Below are 23,561 nucleotides of genomic sequence, written 5' to 3' on the forward strand. Positions count from 1 at the left end.
CTTCAGCGGGCATCGCTGCGACCGCGCCGGTCGCTGCGCAGGTTGGCGTAAAGCACATGGTTCCGCCACCGCCCGTCGATCTGCAGATAGCTTTGCGCGACGCCCTCGTACTTGAAGCCCGACTGTTCAAGCACGCCGCGCGAGGCCGCGTTTTCCGGCAGGCAGGCGGCCTCGACCCGGCTCAGGTCCAGGGTGGCGAAGGCATGGTGGACCAGCAGGCCGATCGCCTCGCGCATGTAGCCCTGCCGCGCATATGGCTGGCCGATCCAATAGCCGATGGTGCCCGACTGGGCCGGGCCGCGGCGGATGTTGTCAAGGGTGATCGCGCCCAGCAGCACGCCGTCCCGGCGCACCAGGAACAAGGGCAGCGCGGTGCCGCCCCGGCTGGCGCGGGCCGCCCAGTAGACGCGGTTGACGAAGCTCTTGCGGGTCAGATGGTCGGGCGACCACACGGGTTCCCACGGGCTCAGGAAATCGCGGCTGGCCTGGCGCAGCGCGGACCATGCGTGGAAATCGGCATGAACCGGCAGGCGCAGCACGATCCGTTCGGTTTCCAGCCTTACGGGTCGGCGGCGCAGGAACATCAGGCGGCAAGCCGGTCGGTCAAGGTGCCAAGGTCAGGCGCGGCCTTCACGGGACCATAAAGCGCCAGCGCGGGCCGCGCCTGCGAGATCAGGCCCTCGGCATGGGCGCGCACCTCGGCCACCGACACCGCCGCGATGCGGTCGGCGACCTCGGCCGCGTCGGGCACCCGGCCCCAGATCGCCAGCGTCCGCGCCATGCGTTCCGCCTGCGCAGACGGGCTTTCCAGCGACATCAGCAGGCTTGCACGCAACTGCGCCTTGGCGCGGGCGACCTCGGCCTCGGACATGTCTTCGGCGGCGCGCTTCATCTCGTCGATGGTCAGGGTGGAGAGGTCCGCCAGATCCTCGGCCCCCGTGCCCGCATAGATGGTCAGCATCCCGGTGTCGTCGTGGAAGCCCGACTGCGCGAAGATCGTGTAGCACAGGCCCCGTTCCTCGCGGATCTTCTGGAACAGGCGCGAGGACATGCCCCCGCCAAGCGCCGAGGAAAAGATCTGCGCGGCATAGAAATCCGATGCCAGATAGCCCGGCCCTTCCAGCGCCAGCGCGAAATGGGCCTGTTCCAGCCGCTTGACCTTGCGGGTTTCCAGCCCATGCCAGCGCGCGGCCTCTCGGGGGGCCTGCGTGACGGGCGCGAGATGCCCGAAGGCGCGTTCGGCCAGCCGCACGATACGGTCGTGGTCGACGGCACCCGCCGCCGCCACGATCATCTGTCCGGGGCCGTAGTTTTCCGCGACAAAGCCTGCCAGGTCGGCGCGGCCAAAGCTGCTGACCCGTTCGGCGGGGCCAAGGATGGTGCGGCCCATCGGCTGGTTCGGATAGGCGGCCTCTTGCAGCCAGTCGAAGATGATGTCGTCGGGCGTGTCCATCGACTGCCCGATTTCCTGCAGGATCACGCCGCGCTCGACCTCGATCTCGTGTTCGTCGAAGACCGGGTTCAGCACGATGTCGGACATCACGTCGAAGGCCAGATCGACGTCATCCTCCAGCACGCGGACGTAATAGGCCGTCGCATCGCGCGAGGTATAGGCGTTGATATAGCCGCCCACATCCTCGATCGCCTCGGCGATCTGCAGGGCCGTGCGGGTCGCGGTGCCCTTGAAGGCCATGTGCTCCAGGAAATGCGCGATGCCGTTCTGTTCCGGGCGTTCGTTGCGCCCCCCCGCATTGACCCAGATCCCCAGGGCGGTGGAATGCAGGCCCGGCATCAGGCGCGTGGCGATGCGCAAACCGTTGGGCAGGGTCGTGACGTGCAGGTTGGGGTCTTTGTTCACTGGGTTCTCCGGTCAAGGATCAGCGATTTAAGCGCCTGCACGTCGTTTTCAACCCGCGTCACCCGTTCCGGCAGGTCGAACAGCGTTTGCATATGCGGCGGCAACGGGGGCCGGATGCCGATGGCGGCTTCAACCGCATCGGGAAACTTGGCCGGATGGGCGGTGGCCAGCGTCACCATCGGCACGCCCGGCTCGACATGCCGGCGCGCGACGGCGACGCCCACGGCGCTGTGCGGGCAGAGGATTTCCCCGGTTTCCGCGCGGATGGTGCGGATCATCGCCAGTGTCTCATCCTCGCTGACGCGGCCCGACAGGTATTGCTCGCGCAAGGCATGAAGCGCGCCCTGACTGATGGTGAAGCCGCCCTGTTTCAGTTCGTCCATCAGTTGCGCAATCGCCGCCGTGTCGCCGCCATAGGCCAGATAGAGCGCACGTTCGAAGTTCGAACTGACCTGGATGTCCATGGACGGGCTGATGGACGGCTCGACCGTGCCGACCCGGTATTCGCCGGTGGTCAGCGCGCGGTGCAGGATGTCGTTCTGGTTCGTCGCCACGATCAGGCGGCGGATCGGCAGGCCCATGGCGCGCGCGATGGACCCCGCGAAGATGTCGCCGAAATTGCCGGTGGGAACGGTGAAGTCGGTGTCCCGCATCCCCAGGGACGCGCAGGCGGTGAAGTAATAGACGATCTGCGCCACCACGCGCGCCCAGTTGATGCTGTTGACGCCCGCCAGCCCCACCCCGTCGCGGAAGGCGTGGTCGTTGAACAGATCCTTCAGCCGCGCCTGGCAGTCGTCGAAATGGCCCGTCACGGCCAGCGCATGGACATTCGCCGCCTCGGGCGTGGTCATCTGGCGGCGCTGCACCTCGGACACGCGGCCATGGGGAAACATGATGAACACGTCCACGTTGTCGATGCCCTTGAAGGCCTCGATGGCCGCCGACCCGGTATCGCCCGAGGTCGCGCCGACGATGGTGATCCGCTGGCCGGACCGCTTCAGCGCGATCTCGAACAGCTGCGCGATCAACTGCATCGCGAAGTCCTTGAAGGCCAGCGTGGGCCCGTGGAACAGTTCCAGCAGGTGATGGCCGGGGGCAAGCTGGCGCAGCGGCGCCTTGGCGGTGTGTTCGATCCGGGCATAGGCCCGGTCGATGGCGCCGCGCAACTCGGCATCCGAGAAGCTGTCGCCGGTGAAGGGACGGATGACGCGGAAGGCCACTTCCTCGTAGGGCAGGCCGTCGAGGTCGTTCAAACCGGAAAACGCCGGGATCGTCTCGGGCAGGTACAAGCCGCCGTCGCGGGCCAGGCCCGACAGCATCGCCCCTTCGAAGTTCAGAACCGGGGCCTTTCCCCGCGTCGAGACGTAGCGCATCCGTATTCCCTCAGTATTTCCGCTGCCTGATACGCCAGATCAGGGCAACTGTCATCCCCGCCCAGGTCGCCGCGATCAGGAACCACTGGACGGCATAGGACAGGTGGTTGTTGGGAATTCCCTCGACCGCGACGGGGATCGGCTCGACCCCTTGCGTCTCGCCCTCGACGAAGCTGGCGACGACCAGGATCGGCTGGGTGTCCAGGGCCTTCGCCATGGCGGGCACGTCGCGGGCGAACCAGATGTTCTCGTCCAGGTTCGGCTCGGGCGTGGCGCTGCCCTTCTCGTCGGGCCAGTGCAGGTTGCCCCGGACGGTCAGGCGCGTGGGGCCGCGTTCGACATGGCGCAGTTCCTGGGGAACGAAGCCCCGGTCCAGCAGGATCGCCCGGCCATCATCGGTGACGAAGCGCGACACGACCTGATAGCCGCCGCCCTGTTCGCGGGTGTGGGACAGCACGTCGATCTCGGCCCCGGTGGTGGTGCCGCTGACGGTCACGGGCAGGTATTTCATCGACGGATCGACCGATGCCGGCAAGGGCACGGGCGCCGCCTCGATGCTGGCCTGGATCTGGGCCAGCATCCCTTCCTTCCACTCCATCCGGCGCAACTGCCACAAGCCAAGCTGGATCAGGATCGCGCAGCCGACGATGCCGAGGATCAGGGGAAACAGGATGCGGCGCATGAAAAGGGTCCGGCTAAAGAAAAACGCGCGAGGATCGGCCCCGCGCGTCGCATTTCAGTGTGGGGCCTGTCAGCTGCCCCAGACATACACCACGGCGAACAGGAACAGCCAGACGACATCGACGAAGTGCCAGTACCAGGCGGCCGCTTCGAAGCCGATGTGCTTTTCCTGATCCATCTGGCCGTTCATCAGGCGCAGCAGGCACACGGCCAGGAAGATCGTGCCGATGATGACATGGAAGCCGTGGAAGCCGGTCGCCAGGTAGAAGGCGCCCGCATAGGCGGTGTCGGCCAGGCCGAAGGCGGCGTGGCTGTATTCGTAGGCCTGCAGGATCGAGAACACGACGCCCAGGACCACCGCGATGATCAGGCCGTTGATGGTGGTCTTGCGGTCGTTGTCGTGGACCAGCGCATGGTGCGCCCAGGTCACGGCCACGCCCGACAGCAGCAGGATCAGCGTGTTGATGAAGGGCAGGTGCCATGGGTCGAAGGTCGTGATCCCCTCGGGCGGCCAGACGCCGTCCTTGATCGGGCTTTCCGGCCCCATCGGATACATGGCCTGCTTGATGAAGTTCCAGAACCACGCGACGAAGAACATCACCTCGGAGATGATGAACAGGATGAAGCCGTATTGCAGGCCGATGCGCACCACGGGGGTATGGTCGCCCGCCTGGCTTTCGCGGATCACGTCGGCCCACCAGCTGTACATCACGTAAAGCACGCCGACGAAGCCGATCAGGAACAGCCAGGGACCGCTGACCGGAATGCCCAGCAGGTGCACCTCGTCCGCGTGCATCCAGCCGACCGCGCCATACAGCATCAGGAAGGCCGAGATCGCTGAGATAAAGGGCCAGATCGACGGCGGAAGGATATGGTAATCGTGGTTCTTTGCGTGCGCCATGAGCTGTCCCCGTCGGCTCCTTGAGTGTTCAGTTGACGTTATCGGCCGGGGCGGCGTCAAGCGCCGCCTGCTTCGGCTCGGTCCGGTGGAAGGTGTAGGACAGGGTGATGTCCCTGACCCAAGACGCGTCGCGGTCGCCCACAAGCTCGGGATCGACGAAGAAGCTGACCGGCATCTCGATCCGCTCGCCCGGCTGCAGGACCTGTTCCGTGAAGCAGAAGCATTCGATCTTGCTGAAGTAATAGCCCGCCACTTCCGGCGCGACGTTGTAGCTGGCGGTGCCGGTGATCGGCACATCCGAATTGTTGATCGCCTCGTAGAAAGCCAGCCCGTTCTCGCCGATCTTCAGTTCCATGCTGCTTTGCATGGGCCGGAACGTCCAGTCGAGGTTCGGGTCCACGTTGGCGTCGAAGCGCACGCGGATCACCTCGTCCAAAACCGTGTCCGATCCGGCCTGCGACACCTGCGTGGTGCCGCCATAGCCGGTGACGCGGCAGAACCAGTCGTAGAAGGGCACGGCGGCCCAGGCCAGGGCTCCCATGGTCACGACGACGCCCACCAGGGCGGTGACGGTCTTCGCCTCGGGCGACATCCGGCGGCTCATCGGGCGGGCTCCGGCTGTTCGGACGGCAGGACCGAGACGCGGGGCTGGTGATCGAAAGCCTCCATCATGTCGCCCTGCTGGACCTTGACGACCGTGAGGCCGAAGACCAGCGCGACAAAGGCGACAAGGACGATGCCCAGTCCGACATTGCGCGACCGGCGGCGGCGGTGGATTTCGTGCTCGGCGTTCAGCGGCATCACCAAGCCCCCAGCCAATTTTGCACCAGAAGCGCAACGAAATGCAGGAACAGATAGTTCAGCGACAGCTTGAAGACGCGCTTCTCCACCGCATAGCCGTCGGCGATGGCCGCATCCTCGGACCGGCGCAGGATCTGCCAGCCGCCATGGATGAACAGCGCGTTCAGCACCACCGAGGCCGCCAGGTAGACCGGTCCGCCGACCGACGTCAGCCCCAGCCAGATCGCGAAGGGCGCCAGCACCAGCGTATAGGCGAAGATGTGGCGGCGGGTCGCCGGGCGGCCATGCGTGACCGTCAGCATCGGCACCTTGGCCGCGTGATAGTCCGACTTCATGAACAGCGCGAGCGCCCAGAAATGCGGCGGCGTCCAGAAGAAGACCAGCGCGAACATCAGCAAGGATTCGAGGCTGATCCCGCCAGTGGCGCAGGCCCAGCCGATCATCGGCGGAAAGGCCCCCGCCGCGCCGCCGATGACGATGTTCTGCGGCGTCCAGCGCTTCAGCCAGATCGTGTAGACCACGGCATAGAAGAAGATCGTGAAGGCCAGGAAGCCCGCCGCGAACCAGTTCGCCGCCAGCCCCAGCATCATCACGGAAAAGCCCGCCAGGATCAGCCCCAGCGCCAGGGCCGAACTGCCGTCGATCCGGCCCGACGGGATCGGCCGGCCTTGCGTGCGCCGCATCACCGCGTCGATGTCGGCGTCATACCACATGTTCAGCGCGCCCGAGGCCCCGCCCCCCAGCGCGATGAACAGGACCGAGCAGAAGGCGATGAAGGGATGCACGTCCACCGGCGCGACCCACAGGCCCACGAAGGCCGTGAAGACGACCAGCGACATCACCCGCGGCTTCAGCAGCGCGACGAAATCGCGGAACTCGGCCTCGGGGGTGCCTTCATATGCGTTGATGTCGATCATGTCGTCTTCGGATCGTCTTGCTAATAAGGCTGGTCTGGCCGACAATCAGTCGGCCTTGGCCACCTGGAGATTGGCCGCCGGGCTTTCAGCGGCAGCGGTTGCGGCCTCGCCCGCCGGGGTGCCGCCCTGTTCGGCGACCCACTGGGCATAGACCTCGGGGCTGACCGCCTTCACGACGATCGGCATGTAGGCGTGGTTGATGCCGCAAAGCTCGCTGCACTGGCCGAAGTAGACGCCTTCCTGCTCGACGTTGAACCAGGCCTGCGCGATCCGGCCGGGAACGGCGTCCTGCTTCACGGCAAAGGCCGGGATGGTCCAGCTGTGGATCACGTCGTTGGCGGTCACCTGCAGCAGCACGGTCTGGCCGACGGGCACGACGACGGCATTGTCGGTCGCCAGCAGATATTCGTCCTCGGCATAGCCGTTCGCGGCCAGTTCTTCCTTCGTCAGCATGATCGCGTCGAAGCTGATGCCGTTTTCAGGGTATTCGTAGGACCAGTACCACTGGTTGCCGATGGCCTTGATGACGACGTCGGGATCGGCGGGCATTTCCTGGCTGCGGAACAGCGCGGGCAGCGAGAACGCGCCGATCGTCACGAGGATCAGCACCGGCACCAGCGTCCAGCCGATCTCCAGCGGGGTGTTGTGCGTGAACTTCGCCGGAACCGGGTTCGAGCGGCTGTTGTAGCGCAGGATGACGGCCAGCAGCAGCAGGCAGACGAAGATCGTGATGACGGTGATGATGATCAGCACGAAGTGGTCCAGCCATTGCTGGTCGCGCGCCAGTTCCGTGGCGGCGGGCTGGAAGTTCACGCCCCTCGGCTCGGGCTTGCCGATCACCGGCAGCTCTCCCAGAACGTCCTGCGCCAAGGCAGAGCTGGCCATCATTCCCGCTGTCGCAAGCCCGGACGCTGCCGCGACCCCACGGCGAATCATCGCTATTGCCATCATTCCATCCCGTTATCCTGACGCGGCCGCGCGACCGCAGGCGCCCGAAGGCACCCTTTTCCTTTAACAATCCCTGTTCTATGACCATATCTCGACCCTACGGGCAAGCGATACATAAGCCTGTCCGTGCAAAATACCGGCATTGCGCCGCCTGGTCCCCCGCTGCTGCGAAAGACGATCCCGCCATGAGCCGTTCCCCCTTCGATCCCTTTGCCACCCACCTGGACCGCGACCGCGCCCTTGCCATCCTGCGCGATGCCGTCGCGGGCGCCGACGACGGAGAGCTGTTCCTGGAACGGTCGGTGGGGGAATCGCTGGTCTTCGACGACGGGCGGCTGCGCAATTCCGGCTATACCGCCGAGCAGGGATTCGGCCTGCGCGCCGTTCGGGGCAAGGTCACGGGCTATGCCCACGGGACCGAGATCTCCGAACCCGCCCTGCGCCGAGCGGCCGAGACGGCGCGGCTGGCCGTGGGCCAAGGCGGCGGCATCCTGGCCCCCGCCCCGCCCATGCAGGTCCAGCCCATGTACATGGCCGCCGACCCCGCCGAGGGCATCCCCTTCGCCACCCGGATCGAGCTTCTGCGCCGGATCGACGACTACGCCCGCTCGCGCGATCCCCGCGTGGTGCAGGTGACGGTGTCGCTGGCCTCCTCGCTGCAAGAGGTCGCGATCCTGCGGCCCGAGGGCGGGCTTGTCACCGACATCCGCCCGATGGCGCGGCTGAATGTCAGCGTCATCGTGGAAAACAACGACCGCCGTGAATCCGGCGGCCATGGCGGCGGCGGGCGCGTGTCCCTGGCCGGCCTGATGGACCCGGCCCACTGGCAGCCCGCCGTGGACGAGGCCCTGCGCATCGCGCTGGTCAACCTGCGGTCCGTTCCCGCGCCGGCAGGGGTGATGGACGTGGTGCTTGGCCCCGGCTGGCCCGGCATCCTGCTGCACGAGGCGGTGGGTCACGGCCTGGAAGGCGACTTCAACCGCAAGAAGGCCTCGGCCTTCGCCGGTTTGATGGGCCAGCGGGTCGCGGCACCGGGCGTCACCGTGGTCGATGACGGAACCATTCCCGACCGCCGCGGCAGCATCGGCGTCGACGACGAGGGGATGCCCCCCGCCCGCAACGTCCTGATCGAGGACGGCATCCTGGTGGGCTACATGCAGGACCGCCAGAACGCGCGGCTGATGGGTGTCGAGCCGACCGGCAACGGGCGCCGCCAAAGCTTCTCCCATGCGCCGATGCCGCGGATGACCAACACCTACATGCCCGGCGGCGACGCCGATCCGGCGGCGATCCTGGCGGACCTGAGGGACGGCATCTATGCCGTGGGTTTCGGCGGGGGCCAGGTGGACATCACCAACGGCAAGTTCGTCTTTTCCTGCACCGAGGCCTATCGCGTCAGGAACGGCGTCGTCGGCGATCCGATTCGCGGCGCCACGCTGATCGGCGACGGCGCGACCGCGTTGCAGCACGTGCGCGCCATCGGCAACGACATGACGCTGGACCCGGGCATCGGCAACTGCGGCAAGCAGGGTCAATGGGTGCCGGTCGGAGTCGGCCAGCCGACACTGCTGATCGGAGGCCTGACGGTGGGCGGCTCGGCCGCCTGAGGGCGCTAACCAGTTGTTAATGCCTCGCCGGTAAGGATGATTCCCGGATGAGGCGGAGGCAGCATGGATACCGGGCATCTTCCCTTTACACGACCCAGCAACCCCACGACTGCTGGGGACGATGACCTGTCCGTTCTCCGTCTCATCCGCTCTCGCCGTGTCGGGCCGGCGACCTATCACCGGCTTGTGGCCGAACACGGCAGCGCGCGGGCGGCACTGGATGCCCTGCCCGCCATCGCGGCGGCGGCGGGCATCAGCGATTACGAGGCCTGCCCCGAAGGCGTGGCGGCGGCGGAACTGGCGGCGGGCCGCAAGGTCGGCGCCCGGCTGGTCCGCTGCGATTCGCCGCTTTATCCCGCCGCGCTGCGCGACATCGACGGGGCGCCGCCGGTCCTGTGGGTGCGCGGCGATCCCGCCTGGCTGTCAAGGAACCCGGTCGCGGTGATCGGGGCGCGCAACGCATCCTCATTGGGCCTGCGCATGGCGCGCGGCATGGCGGCGGGTCTGGGCGAGGCCGGGCATACGGTCGTCGCGGGCCTTGCGCGCGGCATCGACACGGCCGCCCACACCGCGGCCCTGCCCACGGGCACCGTCGCCGTGATGGCGGGGGGCGTCGACGTGATCTACCCCGCCGAAAACGTCATCCTGGCCGCGCAGATCGCCGAAAAGGGCGTGCTGGTGTCCGAGCAGCCGCCCGGGACCGAGCCACAGGCCCGTCATTTCCCGACCCGCAACCGCATCGTGTCGGGCCTGTCGCTGGCCGTCGTCGTGATCGAGGCCGCGCATCGGTCCGGCACGCTGATCACCGCCAAGAACGCGCTGGACCAGGGCCGCGAGGTGATGGCCGTGCCGGGCCACCCCATGGATGCCCGGGCCTCGGGCTGCAACCAGTTGATCCGCGACGGCGCGCTGCTGGTGCGCAATTCGGCCGATGTCTGCGCGGCGCTGGGCCGCGAGGCGGAGCCTGCCGGCATGGAGACGGCGCCCGCGCCCGCCCCGCACCCCGAGCCCGCCGAGCCGGGGCAGATCGAGGCGAAGATCCTGTCGCGCCTCGGCCCCTCGCCTTCGGACGAAAACGACGTGATCCGCGACCTGGGCCTGCCTGCCGCCGCAGCCAGCGCGGCGATCCTGTCGCTGGAACTGCAGGGCCGGCTGCTGCGCGTGCCGGGCGGCCGGCTGGCGCTTGGCTGACGGCAGGCGCGGGCACCGGATGATTTCCCCCGGTTGACACTGGCAGGCCCCCGACCCATGTTCCCGGCCCATCGCAAAGGTGCGCCTCGAGGTTTGAAATGCCAGTCGTCGTCGTCGAATCCCCGGCCAAGGCCAAGACCATCGAGAAGTACCTCGGCGGCGACTATCGCGTGCTGGCATCCTTTGGCCATGTCCGCGACCTGCCCCCCAAGGACGGCAGCGTCGATCCCGACGCCGACTTCGCCATGAAATGGGAGGTCGCGGCCGACAGCCGCAAGCACCTCAAGGCCATCAAGGATGCGCTGAAGGACGACCAGAACCTGATCCTGGCCACCGACCCCGACCGCGAGGGCGAGGCGATCTCCTGGCATCTGCTGGAAGCCCTGTCCCCGGCCCTGAAGAAGGGTGCGGCCGTCAACCGCGTCACCTTCAACGCCATCACCAAGACCGCCGTGACCGAGGCCATGGCGAACCCCCGCCAGATCGACCAGCCGCTGGTCGATGCCTATCTGGCCCGGCGCGCGCTGGATTATCTTGTCGGCTTCAACCTTTCGCCGGTCCTGTGGCGCAAGCTGCCGGGCGCCAAGTCGGCGGGCCGGGTGCAGTCCGTCTGCCTGCGCCTGATCGTGGACCGGGAAATGGAGATCGAGGCCTTCAAGGCCCGCGAATACTGGTCGGTCCATGCCCGCCTGGCAACGCCGGGCGGCGCAGAATACGACGCGACCCTGGTCTCGCTGGCCGGGTCCAAGCTGGACCGCTTCGACCTGCCGACGGCGGAAAAGGCTGCCATGGCAGTCAGCGCGGTGGCCAGCCGCGACCTGCGCGTGACCTCGGTCGCCGCCAAGCCCGCGACCCGCAATCCCTGGCCCCCCTTCATGACCTCGACCCTGCAACAAGAGGCGTCGCGCAAGCTGGGCATGGGCGCCAAGGCCTGCATGTCGGCGGCGCAGCGCCTGTATGAGGCCGGGCTGATCACCTACATGCGGACCGACGGCATCGACATGGCGCCCGAGGCGGTCCATGCCGCGCGCGATGCGATCAAGGCCAAGTTCGGCGACAAGTACGTCCCCTCCAGCCCGCGGATGTACAAGAACAAGGCCAAGAACGCGCAGGAAGCCCACGAATGTATCCGCCCCACCGACATGATGCTGTCGCCCGACCGGCTGAAGGTCACGGCGGACGATCAGCGCAAGCTCTATGACCTGATCTGGAAGCGCACCATTGCCAGCCAGATGGAAGCCGCCCGAATGGAGCGCACCACGGTCGAGATCGCCAGCCCCGACAACCAGGTGGGCCTGCGCGCGACCGGCCAGGTGATCCTGTTCGACGGCTTCCTGCGCGTCTATGACCAGGGCCGCGACGACGACGACGGAGAGGACGGCGCCCGCCTGCCCGCCATCCAGCAGGGCGAAGCCGCGAAACTGGTCGGCCGCGCCTTCGAGGCCGAGTTCGCCAAAGCGCGCGAAAAGGACGACCCGGTCCCGTCAGCCCCCTCGGGCCAGCGCGCCGCGCCGGGCCTCTTGCTGAACGACAGCGCCGCCGTGGCCGCGCGCCAGCATTTCACGCAGCCGCCCCCGCGCTATACCGAGGCCACATTGGTCAAGCGGATGGAGGAACTGGGCATCGGGCGTCCGTCCACCTATGCCAGCATCGTCACCACGATCCAGGACCGCGAATACGTCCGCAAGGACAAGAACCGCCTGATCCCCGAAGACAAGGGCCGCCTGGTCACGATCTTCCTGACCAAGTATTTCCCGCGCTATGTCAGCTATGACTTCACGGCGGATCTGGAAAACGAGCTGGACGAGATCAGCGCGGGCGACCTGGTCTGGCGCGAGGTTCTGGCGCGGTTCTGGAAGGATTTTTCACGGGCGCTTGAAGGCACGTCCGAACTGCGCATCACCGAGGTTCTGGACGCCATCGACGACGCGCTTGCCCCGCATCTGTATCCGCCGCGCGCCGATGGAGGCGACCCGCGCGAATGCCCGCTATGCGGCAAGGGGCGGCTGAACCTCAAGACCGCGCGGTCGGGCGGGGCCTTCATCGGCTGCACGAACTATCCCGAATGCCGCTATACGCGCCCGATCTCCGCGCCGGATGGCGAGGAAGCCGTGGGCGACCGCATCCTGGGCGAGGACAACGGCGATCCGATCAGCCTCAAGACCGGGCGCTTCGGCCCCTATGTCCAGCGGGGCGAGGCGACCGAGGACAACCCCAAGCCGCCCCGGTCGTCCATCCCGAAGGGCTGGAACCCGGCCACGCTGGATCTGGAAAAGGCGGTGCAGCTTCTGTCGCTGCCCCGCCCGGTGGGCAACCACCCTGAGGACGGCGAACTGATCGAGGCGGGGCTCGGCCGCTTCGGTCCTTATGTGAAGCATGGGTCGAAATACGCGAACCTGCCCGACGTGGACGAGGTCTTCACCATCGGCATGAACCGCGCGGTCGAGGTCCTTGCCGCCAAGCAGACGCGTGGCCGGGCTGCGGCTGCGGCCCCCCTGCGCGAGATGGGGGACCACCCGGACGGCGGTGCGATCCAGGTGATGAACGGCCGCTATGGTCCTTATGTCAAATGGGAAAAGGTCAACGCCACCCTGCCCCGCGATGTCGCGCCCGAGGATCTGACCGTCGAGCAGGCGTTGGAGCTGATCGCTGCCAAGGCGGGAAAGTCGCCAGCCAGGAAGAAGGCCGCGCCCAAGGCCAAGGCTGCGAAAAAGCCCGCAGCCAAGAAGCCTGCACCGAAGAAAGCCGCGCCAAAGGCGGCGGGCAAGGCGTGATCCTCGGGGCGGCGCGATCCGCCGCCCCGGCAGTCCGCGATCCCAGGTTCATGCGCCGCCCGCGCCTGCATCCAGCAGCCGTCCCACCAGTTCCGAACTGTTGCGCACGCCCATCTTGCGGATCATGTTGGCACGATGCACCTCGACCGTGCGGTGCGAACAGGCCAGCGACTTGGCGATCTCCTTGCTGGTGAACCCGTTGACCAGATAGCGCGCGATGCGCTTTTCCGTGGGCGTCAGCGGGCCGCCGCCCGCGACGGGGGCATCCAGGGGCCGATAGGTCCAGACCGCGAGGCGGTGCGGGTCGTCCTGGCCCAGGGTCCGGCCCCTGCCCTCCATCCAGACGATCTGTTCGTTCTTGCGCCGCATGAAGCGCTCGTCCTGGTAGAACGGGTTTTCCTGCATGGCCCTGCGCGCGCGTTCGCCCACCAGCCGGAAGTCGGTCTGGCCGGGATAAAGGACGCGCATGGATTGGCCCTCCAGCTCCGCTGGCGACCAGCCGAACACCGTTTCCACCATCAGGCTGGCCCGGACGATCACCCGGTCGGCCAGGATCAGGGTGGCATCGGGGGCGTTCCGAAAGCCGAGGGAGTCGTAGTCCCGCGTCAGGGCGTGGGTTCGAGGCTGGGGCATGGTCGCACCGCTACTTAGTCTCATACGTATTTTTACGGATAGAGCATTCCTGTCCCATGCGACAGGATTTCCCATGACACGGCGGCGCAAACATTCGGGACCGTCCGGGCCATCAATTCCATCGGGGCGGATGAATGACAGGATCGAAAAAGGTTTACGCCGACGCGGATGCAGCGCTTGAGGGACTTCTGCATGACGGGATGCTGATCGCGGCGGGGGGGTTCGGCCTGTGCGGCATCCCCGAACTGCTAATCGATGCGTTGGTGAAAAGCGGGGTCAAGGACTTGACCATCGCGTCCAACAACTGCGGGGTCGATGGCTTCGGTCTGGGCAAGCTGCTGGACACGCGCCAGATCCGGAAGATGATCTCCTCCTACGTGGGCGAAAACGCCGAGTTCATGCGCCAGTATCTCTCGGGCGAGCTGGAGCTGGAGTTCAACCCCCAGGGCACGCTGGCCGAGCGGATGCGGGCGGGCGGCTGCGGCATTCCGGGCTTCTACACCAAGACCGGCGTGGGCACCGTCATCGCCGAGGGCAAGGAGGTCAAGACCTTCGACGGTCAGGACTATATCCTGGAACGCGGCATCGTGGCGGACCTCTCGATCGTCAAGGCCTGGAAGGCCGACGACACCGGCAACCTGGTGTTCCGCAAGACCGCCCGCAACTTCAACCCGCCCGCCGCGATGTGCGGCAAGGTCTGCGTGGCCGAGGTCGAGGAGATTGTGCCGCGCGGGTCTCTGGACCCCGACATGATCCACCTGCCCGGCATCTATGTCCACCGGATCGTGCAGGGACAGCACGAGAAGCGCATCGAACAGCGCACGGTTCGCAAGAGGGAGACCGCCTGATGGCTTGGGACAGGAACCAGATGGCCGCGCGGGCGGCGCAGGAACTGGAAGACGGGATGTATGTGAACCTCGGCATCGGCATCCCGACGCTGGTGGCGAACTACGTGGGCGACAAGGACATCACCTTGCAATCCGAGAACGGAATGCTGGGGATGGGACCCTTCCCGTTCGAGGGCGAGGAAGACCCCGACCTGATCAACGCGGGCAAGCAGACCATCACGGAACTGAACCGCACCGCCTATTTCGACAGCGCGACCAGCTTCGGGATGATCCGGGGCGGCAAGATCGCCGCCGCCATCCTGGGCGCCATGGAGGTGGCCGAGAACGGCGACCTGGCCAACTGGATGATCCCCGGCAAGCTGGTCAAGGGCATGGGCGGCGCGATGGATCTGGTCGCGGGCGTGGGCCGCGTGATCGTGGTCATGGACCACACCAACAAGGCGGGCGAGTCGAAGGTGCTGCGCAAATGCACCCTGCCGCTGACCGGCAAGGGCGTGGTGGACCGCATCATCACCAACCTGGGCGTTCTGGACGTGGTGCCGGGCGGGCTGAGGATCGTCGAGTGCGCCGAGGGCGTGACCGAGGAGGAGCTGCGCGCCGCGACAGAGGCAACGATCGTCGGGTGACGCGTTCCGCATGGTGAGATGTCGGCGGGGGGCCTTGCCCCCCGTCGCCGTTTCGGCGACTCCCCCCAGGATATTTGAGCCAACGTGAAAGGCCCCTGCATGACGCCGGATCGGATCACCGCATTGTTCACCCGCGCCGACGGGACGTTCCTGTGCGCCCGCTGGGGACGCCCGGTGGCGCCGGTCATCTTCGGCCTGGCCGATGAAAGCCTGGACATCTTTCGCGGCGCGATCCGGGCGGGCTTTGCCCATGCGGGCCATCCCCTGGCCGAGACCGACCCGGAGATGGGCGCGAACCTGATGCTGTTCTTCGTCCGCGACTGGTCGGATCTGGCGGATATCCCCGACCTCGACCGGCTGACGGATGCGCCGGGCCTGGGCGAGCGGCTGGAACGGTCCGGCGCCGATCAATACCGCATGTTCCGCTTTGACGCCGATGGCGGCATCCGCGCCTGCTTGGGTTTCCTGCGGATGGGAGGTGCATTGGCCGACAGCCACCCCGCGCAACTGGCCGAGGCGCTGTTCATGCGCTGCGCCCTGACCTTCGCGCAGGACATTGCGCCCTCGGCCGCGATGGCGGCGCTGATCCGCGCGGCCTATGACCCCGTCCTGCCGGTCGCGGCGACGGACCCCGCCCATGCCCTGCGGCTGGCGGCACGGATGAGGGCCGCCTGATGCATTCGCTGCCCATCCGCGTTTATTACGAAGACACCGATCTGGCCGGGATCGTGTATTACGCGAACTACCTGAAATTCATCGAGCGCGGCAGGTCCGAATGGCTGCGCGCGCTGGGCATCGACCAGGCGCGGCTCAAGGCCGACAGCGGCCATGTCTTTGCCGTCCGCCGGATCGAGGCCGACTACCTGCGCCCCGCGCGATTCGACGACCTGCTGTCGGTCGAGACAAGCCTGGCGCACCTGACCGCCGCGCGGATCGTCGTGGACCAGACCGTCCGTCGCGACGGCGTTTCCTTGTTCACCGCAGCCGTGACGCTGGCCTGCCTGGACGGCGCGGGGCGTCCGGTGCGGCTGCCTCGTGCCTTGACCGATGTTCTGGAGACGCATTCGGATATTGCTGAAAAGTGACGGCATTGTGTTGCGGCAAGGGGCTGCAACCTTTGCTAGGAAGGCGCTAGAAGGCCCGCAAACCGACCGCGAACCGGTCAGGTCCGTGATGGATCACGACGAAAAGGCAGTGACGATGGAACCGATCCAGGCCGCGCAGGCCCTTGATTTCTCGCTGATGGCGCTGTTTGCGCGCGCCTCGCTGACGGTGCAGGTGGTGATGGTGCTGCTGATCGTCGCCTCGGCCTGGGCCTGGGCGATCATCATCCAGAAATTCCTGGTCTTCGCGCAGGCCCGCAAGGAAGCCGCCCGCTTCGACCGCTCGTTCTGGTCGGGCGAGCCGCTGGACGACCTGTATGACAGGCTGGGGGAACGTCCCTCGGGCGCGTCAGAACGCATCTTCGCGGCAGGGATGACCGAATGGCGCCGCAGCCACCGCGACGACGGCGGGCTGATCCCCGGCGGTCCCGCGCGCATCGACCGGGCCATGAACGTCGCCATCCAGCGCGAGGAATCGCGCCTGTTCCGGGGCCTGTCGTTCCTGGCGACGGTCGGGTCTACCGCGCCCTTCATCGGCCTGTTCGGCACCGTCTGGGGCATCAAGACCGCCTTCGAGGGGATCGCCATGTCGCAGGACACCAGCCTGGCCGTCGTGGCGCCGGGCATTGCCGAGGCGCTGCTGGCCACGGCCCTGGGCCTGCTGGCCGCCATCCCGGCGGTGGTCTTCTACAACAAGCTGTCGGGCGACGCCGAGCGTGTGACCGGCAACTGGGAATCGTTTGCCGACGAGTTCTCGACCCTGCTGTCGCGCCAGATGGACGAGGCCTGAGATGTCCGCCGCTGTCGTCAAGCGGGTCAGCCGCAAGGGCCGGGGCAGGCGCCGCAACGCGCCGATGTCGGAAATCAACGTGACGCCCTTCGTGGACGTGATGCTGGTCCTGCTGGTGATCTTCATGGTGGCCGCGCCCCTGATGACGGCGGGCGTGCCCCTGAACCTGCCTCAGACCGCCGCCACCGCCGTGCCCACCGAACCCGAGGAGCCGCTGGTCATCTCGATCCCCGCCGATGGCGACGTGACGCTGATGGACGCGCCGGTGGCGCCCGACCAGATCGTGACCCGCCTGCGCGAGATCCTGGCCCAGCGGGAAAGCCAGCGGGTGTTCCTGCGCGCCGACGGTGCGATCCCCTATGCCCGCGTGGTGCAGGTAATGGGTGCGCTGAACGCGGCCGGCCTGTCCGACATCGTGCTGGTGACGGATACCGGCGGCCCGAGGATGGACGGCTGACGCCATGGAGGACCGCGAGGGCCGCATCGGGTGGTGGGTTTCGGGATCGGCGCATGGGGCGCTGATCCTGTGGGCGATCCTGGGCGGCGTGTTCTTCCGCCCGCAGCCGTCCACGCCCCTGCGCACCACCGAGGTCGCGACCATCAGCGGGGCCGAGTTCGAGGCGCTTGCCGCCGCATCGCGCGGGGCCGGTCCGGTCGGCCCCGAGGCATCCGCCGTGGCGACGATGCCGGAACCCTCGGCGCAGGAGGATACGGCTCAGGCGCCTGCCGCGGCTAGCCTGCCCGACGCCCAGGACGCGGCGCAGGATCTGGGCCAGCCGGTCACGTCCGACGCAGGGCCCGATCTGACCGATTTCTCGCGCCCCGATCCCGTTGCCGTGGCGACGGATCTTGGCGCCCCCGCCGGGAACCAGACGAACGAGGACGCCAGTCCGGTGGCCCCCGCTGACGCCGGCTCGCCCCCGGCGGACGCGTGGCCAAGCCGGCCCGACGCGCCCTTGGCTGATCAGGCGGCAGAGCCCGTGGCGCCGAGGTCGGAACTGGCGCTGGATCGCTCGGCCCTGCCCCGGCTGCGTCCCGACGGATTGGTGGAGCGCCGCAACGCGCGTCTGGCCCGGCAAGAGGCCGAACGCCAGGCCGCCGCCGAAGCCGCGCGTGCGGCAGCCGAAGCCGCAGCGGCTGAAGTCGCCGAGCGTCGCCTGACCGCTGAACGCGAAGCGGCCGAGGAAGCCCGCCGGGCCGAACGGGCCGCTGCCGCCGAGGCGGAGCGGCAGGCCGAGGCAAAACGGCAGGCGGAGGCCGACAGGCAAGCCGAAGCCGAGCGGCAAGCCGAAGCCGACAGGCAGGCTGCCGAGGAACGCCGCGAGGCACAGGCACGGCGCGAAGCCGCTGAACGGGCGGAGCGCGAGGCCGCCGAGCGCCGGGAGGCCGAAGCTCGCGCCGAGGAAGAACACCGGGCGGCCGAGGCTGAACGCGAGGCCGAGGAAGAGCGCCGCGCCGCCGAAGCCGCAGAGCGCGAGCGTGCCGAGGCCGAGCGCCGCGAGGCGGAAGCCCGTGAAGCAGAGCGCCGGGCCGAAGAAGAACGTCAGGCCGAAGCCGAGCGGGAAGCCGAGGAGGAACGCCGTGCCGAGGCCGAGCGTCGTGCCGAGGAAGAGCGCCGAGCCGCCGAGCGGCAGGCCGAGGAGGAGCGTCGTGCGGCCGAGGCCGCCGAGCGTGAAGCCGAGGAGCGCCGCATCGCTGCCGAGCGCGAGGCCGAGGAACGTGCCGCAGCTGAACGCGCCGAAGCCGCGCGCCAGCAGGCGCTGGAAGATGCGCTGCGCGAGGCGCAGGACGGCAGCGCCGGGGCGGAGAGCACGGACACGGCCTCGACCGGGGATGCGGCGGGCGGCGACAGCCAGATGATCGAGGGCGGATCGGGCGCCTCGGCGGCGCAGGACCCGCTTGCGGCAGCCCTGGCAGGGGCCATGTCTGGTGCGGGTGCGGCGGACGATGCGGACGCGGCCCAAGGCGGCCTGGAACCGATGCAGCTTGCGCCTTCGGCCATTCGCCCCACGCCGCTGGACGGCATCGACATGTCCAGCCTGTCCGGGGCCGAGCCGTTGTCTCTGGCCGAGAAGGACGCCTTCCGCGCGGCCCTGCGCCGGTGCTGGAACGAAGGCGCCCTGTCGGTCGAGGCATCGCGGATGTCCGTCTCGGTCGGGTTCAGCATGACCGCCGACGGCAGGCCCATCGAGGCCAGCCTGCGGATCGCCGATTACCGGGGGGGTTCGGAAGGCGGCGCGCAGCACGCCTTCGAGGTCGCGCGCCGCGCGATCATGATGTGCGGCGGCGCGGGCTTTCCGCTGCCCTTTGACAAATACAGCCGTTGGCGCGACGTCGTGGTCGAGTTTCGCCCGGACGGGATCGGATTTGACTGAGGCCGGCCCCCGGCCCGGCCCTGTTGCAAGGACAATGAGGATTTGATGCTTCGCACGCTGACCTTGACCCTGTCGATGACCCTGGCCGCCGCCACGGCGACCGCCCTGCCCGCGCTGGCGCAGGACGGCCCCCTGAAGATCGAGCTGACGGACGGCGTGTCCGAGCCGATGGCCATCACCCTGCCCGCCTTCCATGGCGATGCCGAGGTCGCGGGCCGCATCCGCGACGTGGTGGCCGCCGACCTGACGGGCACGGGCCTGTTCCGCGAGATCCCCCGAGACGCCCAGGTCGCCCGCCCCGGCAGCTTTGGCGAGGCGATCGCCTATGAGGACTGGCGCGCGGTCGATGCCCAGGCGCTTGTCTCGGCCGAGGTCACGCAGTCGGGCGACGCGATCAGCGTCAAGTTCCGCCTGTTCGACGTCTACGCGGGCCAGGCGCAGGGCGACAGGATGCAGTTCGACGCCCGCGCATCCGACTGGCGCCGCGCGGCCCACAAGATCGCAGACCAGATCTACGCCCGGCTGACCGGCGAGCAGCCCTATTTCGACAGCCGGGTGGCCTTTGTGCAGGAAACCGGCCCGAAGGACGCCCGGATCAAGCGCATCGGCGTGATGGACTATGACGGCCAGAACATCCTGTGGATGACCGACAGTTCGTCCCTGGTGCTGGCCCCGCAGTTTTCCCGCGACGGGCGGCGGCTGGTTTACACCAGCTTCGACAGCGGCTTTCCCCAGATCCGGGTGATGGAGGTCGCGACAGTGGCGTCCCGCGCCTTGACGCAGGACACGAACAGCATGGCGTTCTCGCCCCGCTTCAGCCCGGATGGACGCTCCATCGTGTTTTCGCGCGAACAGGGCGGCAACACCGACATCTGGCTGATGGACGCGGCATCCGGCGCGCAGCGCCCGCTGGTGCAGTCGCCCGCCATCGACACGGCACCCTCGTTCAGCCCGGACGGGCAGCGGATCGTGTTCGAATCCGACCGCTCGGGCAATCCGCAGCTGTACATCGTTGGCGTGAACGGCGGTGAGCCGACCCGGATCAGCTTTGGCGACGGTCGCTACGGATCGCCCGCATGGTCGCCCAAGGGCGATCTGATCGCCTTCACCAAGCAGGTGGGCGACCGCTTCCATATCGCGACGATGCGCACGGACGGTTCTGCCGAAAAGACGTTGACCGAATCTTTCCTTGACGAGTCCCCGACCTGGGCCCCCAATGGCCGCGTGGTGATGTTCACGCGGGTGACCCCGGGCGGGAATGGCCAGCCGCGGTTGCATTCGGTGGACATCACCGGGCGCAATATGCGACCCCTGAGCCTTGACTTTGCCGCCTCGGACCCCTCTTGGGGTCCCCTGATGCCCTGAAGCCCCGCGCCGGGACAACGACCGGAAGGATAGCCCGATGATCGCCTGGAAGAAGCCCGCTGCCGCCGCCCTGTTGCTGGCCCTTGCCGCCTGTGCGCAGCCCGCGCCGCCGGTTACCCAGCCTGCGGTGATCGATCCCTATGCCAGCGCGGGCGGCGGTGCGCTTTACCAGGGCGACCTTGCGGGCGGCACCCTGGGGACCGAGGCGACGGCGCAGTATTTCAATGACACCGTGGGCAACACCGTTCTGTTTGCGGCGAACCAGACGACCCTGACGGCCGAGGCGCGGGGAATCCTTGCGCGGCAGGCGCAATGGCTGAACACCCATGCGAACTTCAACGCCGTGGTCCAAGGCCATGCCGAGGAAACCGGCACCCGCGAATACAACCTTGCCCTGGGTGCGCGCCGGGCCAGCGCGGTCCAGGAATACCTGATCGCACAGGGCGTGGGCTCGGACCGGGTGCGCACGCTCAGCTTCGGCAAGGAACGCCCGCGCGAGGTCTGCTCGGACGAGGCCTGCTATGCCAAGAACCGCCGCGCGGTGACGGTGGTCAGCCCGGCCGGGGCCGGGTCATGATCCGCCGCGCCATCGCCGCAGCCGTTCTGGCGGTGACGGTGGCCCTGCCCGCCACGGCGCAGCAGGAACCGACGCTGGCCGATCTTCGCGCTGACCTGACGGACTTGCGCGGCCAGTTGCAGGCGCTGCGATCCGAGCTTGTGGCCTCGGGCGCGGAGGGGTTCCAGGCGGCGGGCGGAGACGCCGCCATCGACCGCATGAACGCCATGGAGCAGCGCCTTGCCCGCCTGACCGACCGGACCGAGCAGTTGGGAAACCGCATCGACCGGATCGTGGCCGATGGCAGCCGCCGCATCGCCGATATCGAGTTCCGGCTGTGCGAGATGGATGAAACCTGCGACTTGGCGGCCCTGACCATGCAGGATCTGGGCCGGACCGGCAGCCCGGTGCCGAACCTTGGGCCCGCGGCGCCTCAGGCCGGCACGGGCGGCAAACCCGTAGGCGCGGGCGAGAAGGCCGATTTCGAAGCCGCGCGGCAGGTCATGGCCAGCGGCGATTTCCGCCGCGCGTCCGAGATGTTCGGCGCCATGGCCGAGGCCCATGCCGGCGGCGCCCTGACGGCCGAGGCGCTGTTTCTGCGCGGCGCGGCGCTGGACAGCGCTGGCGACGCGAAAGGCGCGGCCGCCGCATGGCTTGAAGGCTTCGCGGCCGACCCTGACGGTCCGCGAGCCGCCGAAAGCCTGCTTGGCATCGCCCGCGTGGTCGAGCAGGATGGCGACGCGACCGCCGCCTGCCTTTATCTGGCCGAGATCCCGGCCCGCTTTCCCGGGACGCCCCCGGCGGCCGAGGCGGAAACGCGGCTCAGCCGCCTTGCCTGCAGCAGCAACGACCTGGGCATGGCTGTCGACAGCGCCTTTGCCGACTCGGAAGCCGAAGCCGACCTGTCCGAACACCAGTAGCGCGATGACCCTGCCCGCCCCCGGACCGGCCCTTCGCATCCATGCCGCGCTGGATCGGCTGGCCGCCGATATGCCCGCGATTGGCGTGGCCGTGTCAGGCGGCGGCGATTCGGTCGCGCTGATGCACATGGCGGCGGAATGGGGGCGCGGCCGCAGGATCATGGTCGCCACCGTCGATCACGGCCTGCGCCCCGAAAGCGCCGCCGAGGCGCGGCAGGTCGGGCGCGCGGCCCGCGCCCTTGGCCTGTCCCATGCGACCCTGCTGTGGCAGCGGGAAACCGAGGCGGGCAACCTCATGGCCAATGCGCGCGATGCGCGGCTGCGGCTGCTGGCGGGATGGGCGCAGCGAAACGGCCTGTCCGCCGTCCTGCTGGGCCATACCGCCGACGACCAGGCGGAAACGCTGCTGATGCGGCTGGCGCGCGGCTCGGGGATCGACGGCCTTGCCTCGATGGCCGAATGGCGGGAAGCCTTTGGCACCCGGTGGCTGCGCCCCATGCTGGGTGCCGGGCGCCAGGAGTTGCGCGACTGGCTACGGATGCGCGGGATCGCCTGGGCAGACGATCCCAGCAACGAGAACGAGGATTTCGACCGCATCCGCATCCGCAAGGCCATCGGCGCCATGGGCCTGGACGTCGCGGCCCTTGCCCGCGCCGCCAACCACATCGGAGAGGCGCGGGACGCGCTGTCCCATTACGCCGCCCATGCCGCGCGGGATGCGATCATCCACAATGGCAGCGTGACCCTGCCCCGGCGCGCCTATGGCGATGCCCCGCCCGAGATTCGCCGGCGGCTGATCGTCGCAGCCTGTCGCTGGATCACCGGCGCCGACTATCCTCCGCGCCGCAACACGGTGCTGCACGCCTTGAACGCGATCGCGACCGGCCACCGTGTCACCCTGGACGGCGCCCTGATCGAACCTGCGGGCGATCGCATCCGCCTGATGCGCGAAGCCGCCGCCGCCCTGCGGGCGCCTGATTCGCAAGGCGAGACATGGGATAACCGCTGGAAGATCATTGGCTTGAAGTCAGATCAACATGTCGCCGCGCTTGGCATGGGCCAGGTCGCGCGGGTCAAATGGCGCCTGTCGGGGCTGGGGCGGGACGAAGCCGCCGCCACCCCCGCCATCTGGGAAGGGGACCGGCTGATCGCCGCCCCGCTGATCCGGGCGGCCGCGCCTTACGACGTTCGTCCGCTGCGCGGGGCGGCGGATTTCCACAGGCTGGTGATGGCGCATTGAACCTGCGCCGATAATCCCTATTTTCAGGGCAACCGATTTTCCGCCGGAGGTCCC

The 23,561-nt window shown here is 68.2% G+C and carries 24 protein-coding genes; 14 read left to right on the forward strand and 10 right to left on the reverse strand.

Annotated elements, in window-relative coordinates:
* Positions 1 to 2: 2 nt before the first annotated feature.
* The 9 genes from J0F76_RS03760 to coxB all read right to left on the reverse strand — a co-directional run bounded on the left by J0F76_RS03760 (position 3) and on the right by coxB (position 7,482).
* Positions 3 to 584, reverse strand: a complete 582-nt coding sequence (locus J0F76_RS03760) for a GNAT family N-acetyltransferase (protein WP_207465880.1) — start codon at positions 582 to 584, stop codon at positions 3 to 5.
* Positions 584 to 1,858: a M16 family metallopeptidase gene (locus tag J0F76_RS03765; protein ID WP_377707052.1), complete on the reverse strand. Its 1,275-nt coding sequence runs from the start codon at positions 1,856 to 1,858 to the stop codon at positions 584 to 586. Before J0F76_RS03765 ends, J0F76_RS03760 begins: the two co-directional genes overlap by 1 nt.
* Positions 1,855 to 3,231, reverse strand: a complete 1,377-nt coding sequence (thrC, locus tag J0F76_RS03770) for a threonine synthase (protein ID WP_207465881.1) — start codon at positions 3,229 to 3,231, stop codon at positions 1,855 to 1,857. The genes J0F76_RS03765 and thrC overlap by 4 nt, the downstream gene beginning before the upstream one ends.
* 10 nt (positions 3,232 to 3,241) lie before the next feature.
* Entirely contained in the window at positions 3,242 to 3,913 is a 672-nt protein-coding gene (locus J0F76_RS03775; RefSeq protein ID WP_207465883.1) for an SURF1 family protein, read from the reverse strand.
* 69 nt (positions 3,914 to 3,982) lie between these two features.
* Complete coding sequence (locus J0F76_RS03780; protein ID WP_207465884.1) at positions 3,983 to 4,813, reverse strand: cytochrome c oxidase subunit 3; 831 nt, start codon at positions 4,811 to 4,813, stop codon at positions 3,983 to 3,985.
* Between the two features lie 28 nt (positions 4,814 to 4,841).
* Positions 4,842 to 5,417: a cytochrome c oxidase assembly protein gene (locus J0F76_RS03785; protein ID WP_207465886.1), complete on the reverse strand. Its 576-nt coding sequence runs from the start codon at positions 5,415 to 5,417 to the stop codon at positions 4,842 to 4,844.
* A complete protein-coding gene (locus J0F76_RS03790; RefSeq protein WP_207465887.1) occupies positions 5,414 to 5,614 on the reverse strand; it encodes a hypothetical protein in 201 nt (66 codons plus the stop codon). The genes J0F76_RS03785 and J0F76_RS03790 overlap by 4 nt, the downstream gene beginning before the upstream one ends.
* Positions 5,614 to 6,531, reverse strand: coding sequence for a heme o synthase (gene cyoE, locus J0F76_RS03795; RefSeq protein ID WP_207465889.1), 918 nt, complete (start codon positions 6,529 to 6,531; stop codon positions 5,614 to 5,616). Before cyoE ends, J0F76_RS03790 begins: the two co-directional genes overlap by 1 nt.
* A gap of 45 nt (positions 6,532 to 6,576) precedes the next feature.
* Positions 6,577 to 7,482 (reverse strand): cytochrome c oxidase subunit II, encoded by a 906-nt coding sequence (gene coxB / locus J0F76_RS03800; RefSeq protein ID WP_207465890.1) that lies wholly within the window; start codon positions 7,480 to 7,482, stop codon positions 6,577 to 6,579.
* Between the two features lie 182 nt (positions 7,483 to 7,664).
* On the opposite strand from coxB, the gene tldD reads away from it, so the two are divergent.
* The 3 genes from tldD (at position 7,665) to topA (ending at position 13,051) form a co-directional block, all read left to right on the forward strand.
* The gene (gene tldD / locus J0F76_RS03805) at positions 7,665 to 9,086 is read left to right on the forward strand and encodes a metalloprotease TldD (RefSeq protein WP_207465892.1); all 1,422 of its coding nucleotides are present in this window, start codon (positions 7,665 to 7,667) and stop codon (positions 9,084 to 9,086) included.
* A gap of 63 nt (positions 9,087 to 9,149) precedes the next feature.
* Positions 9,150 to 10,277: a DNA-processing protein DprA gene (dprA, locus tag J0F76_RS03810; RefSeq protein WP_207465898.1), complete on the forward strand. Its 1,128-nt coding sequence runs from the start codon at positions 9,150 to 9,152 to the stop codon at positions 10,275 to 10,277.
* A gap of 98 nt (positions 10,278 to 10,375) precedes the next feature.
* On the forward strand, positions 10,376 to 13,051 hold the full coding sequence (gene topA, locus J0F76_RS03815; RefSeq protein ID WP_207465901.1) for a type I DNA topoisomerase: 2,676 nt from the start codon (positions 10,376 to 10,378) through the stop codon (positions 13,049 to 13,051).
* A 48-nt stretch (positions 13,052 to 13,099) separates the two neighbouring features.
* Here the strand turns inward: topA and J0F76_RS03820 are convergent, their stop codons facing one another.
* On the reverse strand, positions 13,100 to 13,684 hold the full coding sequence (locus tag J0F76_RS03820) for a LuxR C-terminal-related transcriptional regulator (protein ID WP_207465904.1): 585 nt from the start codon (positions 13,682 to 13,684) through the stop codon (positions 13,100 to 13,102).
* A gap of 134 nt (positions 13,685 to 13,818) precedes the next feature.
* Between J0F76_RS03820 and J0F76_RS03825 the strand changes: the two genes are divergently transcribed.
* The 11 genes from J0F76_RS03825 to tilS all read left to right on the forward strand — a co-directional run bounded on the left by J0F76_RS03825 (position 13,819) and on the right by tilS (position 23,507).
* Positions 13,819 to 14,532, forward strand: a complete 714-nt coding sequence (locus J0F76_RS03825; RefSeq protein ID WP_207465906.1) for a CoA transferase subunit A — start codon at positions 13,819 to 13,821, stop codon at positions 14,530 to 14,532.
* A complete protein-coding gene (locus J0F76_RS03830; protein ID WP_207465908.1) occupies positions 14,532 to 15,158 on the forward strand; it encodes a CoA transferase subunit B in 627 nt (208 codons plus the stop codon). The genes J0F76_RS03825 and J0F76_RS03830 overlap by 1 nt, the downstream gene beginning before the upstream one ends.
* A gap of 99 nt (positions 15,159 to 15,257) precedes the next feature.
* Entirely contained in the window at positions 15,258 to 15,833 is a 576-nt protein-coding gene (locus J0F76_RS03835) for a hypothetical protein (protein ID WP_207465910.1), read from the forward strand.
* Positions 15,833 to 16,243, forward strand: coding sequence for a tol-pal system-associated acyl-CoA thioesterase (gene ybgC / locus J0F76_RS03840; protein ID WP_207465912.1), 411 nt, complete (start codon positions 15,833 to 15,835; stop codon positions 16,241 to 16,243). The genes J0F76_RS03835 and ybgC overlap by 1 nt, the downstream gene beginning before the upstream one ends.
* Positions 16,244 to 16,358: 115 nt before the next feature.
* Positions 16,359 to 17,051 (forward strand): protein TolQ, encoded by a 693-nt coding sequence (tolQ, locus tag J0F76_RS03845; protein WP_207465914.1) that lies wholly within the window; start codon positions 16,359 to 16,361, stop codon positions 17,049 to 17,051.
* Position 17,052: 1 nt separating this feature from the next.
* Complete coding sequence (locus J0F76_RS03850; protein ID WP_207465916.1) at positions 17,053 to 17,508, forward strand: ExbD/TolR family protein; 456 nt, start codon at positions 17,053 to 17,055, stop codon at positions 17,506 to 17,508.
* 4 nt (positions 17,509 to 17,512) lie between these two features.
* Positions 17,513 to 19,426: a hypothetical protein gene (locus J0F76_RS03855; protein ID WP_207465918.1), complete on the forward strand. Its 1,914-nt coding sequence runs from the start codon at positions 17,513 to 17,515 to the stop codon at positions 19,424 to 19,426.
* Positions 19,427 to 19,471: 45 nt separating this feature from the next.
* Positions 19,472 to 20,791 carry a Tol-Pal system beta propeller repeat protein TolB gene (gene tolB / locus J0F76_RS03860; RefSeq protein ID WP_207465920.1) on the forward strand — a complete coding sequence of 440 codons (1,320 nt, stop codon included), beginning with the start codon at positions 19,472 to 19,474 and terminating at the stop codon, positions 20,789 to 20,791.
* Positions 20,792 to 20,828: 37 nt separating this feature from the next.
* A complete protein-coding gene (pal, locus tag J0F76_RS03865; protein WP_207465922.1) occupies positions 20,829 to 21,368 on the forward strand; it encodes a peptidoglycan-associated lipoprotein Pal in 540 nt (179 codons plus the stop codon).
* Positions 21,365 to 22,267: a tol-pal system YbgF family protein gene (locus J0F76_RS03870; RefSeq protein WP_207465924.1), complete on the forward strand. Its 903-nt coding sequence runs from the start codon at positions 21,365 to 21,367 to the stop codon at positions 22,265 to 22,267. The genes pal and J0F76_RS03870 overlap by 4 nt, the downstream gene beginning before the upstream one ends.
* Positions 22,268 to 22,271: 4 nt before the next feature.
* On the forward strand, positions 22,272 to 23,507 hold the full coding sequence (tilS, locus tag J0F76_RS03875) for a tRNA lysidine(34) synthetase TilS (protein ID WP_207465933.1): 1,236 nt from the start codon (positions 22,272 to 22,274) through the stop codon (positions 23,505 to 23,507).
* Positions 23,508 to 23,561: the final 54 nt, after the last annotated feature.

Origin of the sequence: Paracoccus fontiphilus (assembly GCF_017356265.1) — a bacterium.
Lineage (GTDB): Bacteria > Pseudomonadota > Alphaproteobacteria > Rhodobacterales > Rhodobacteraceae > Paracoccus > Paracoccus fontiphilus.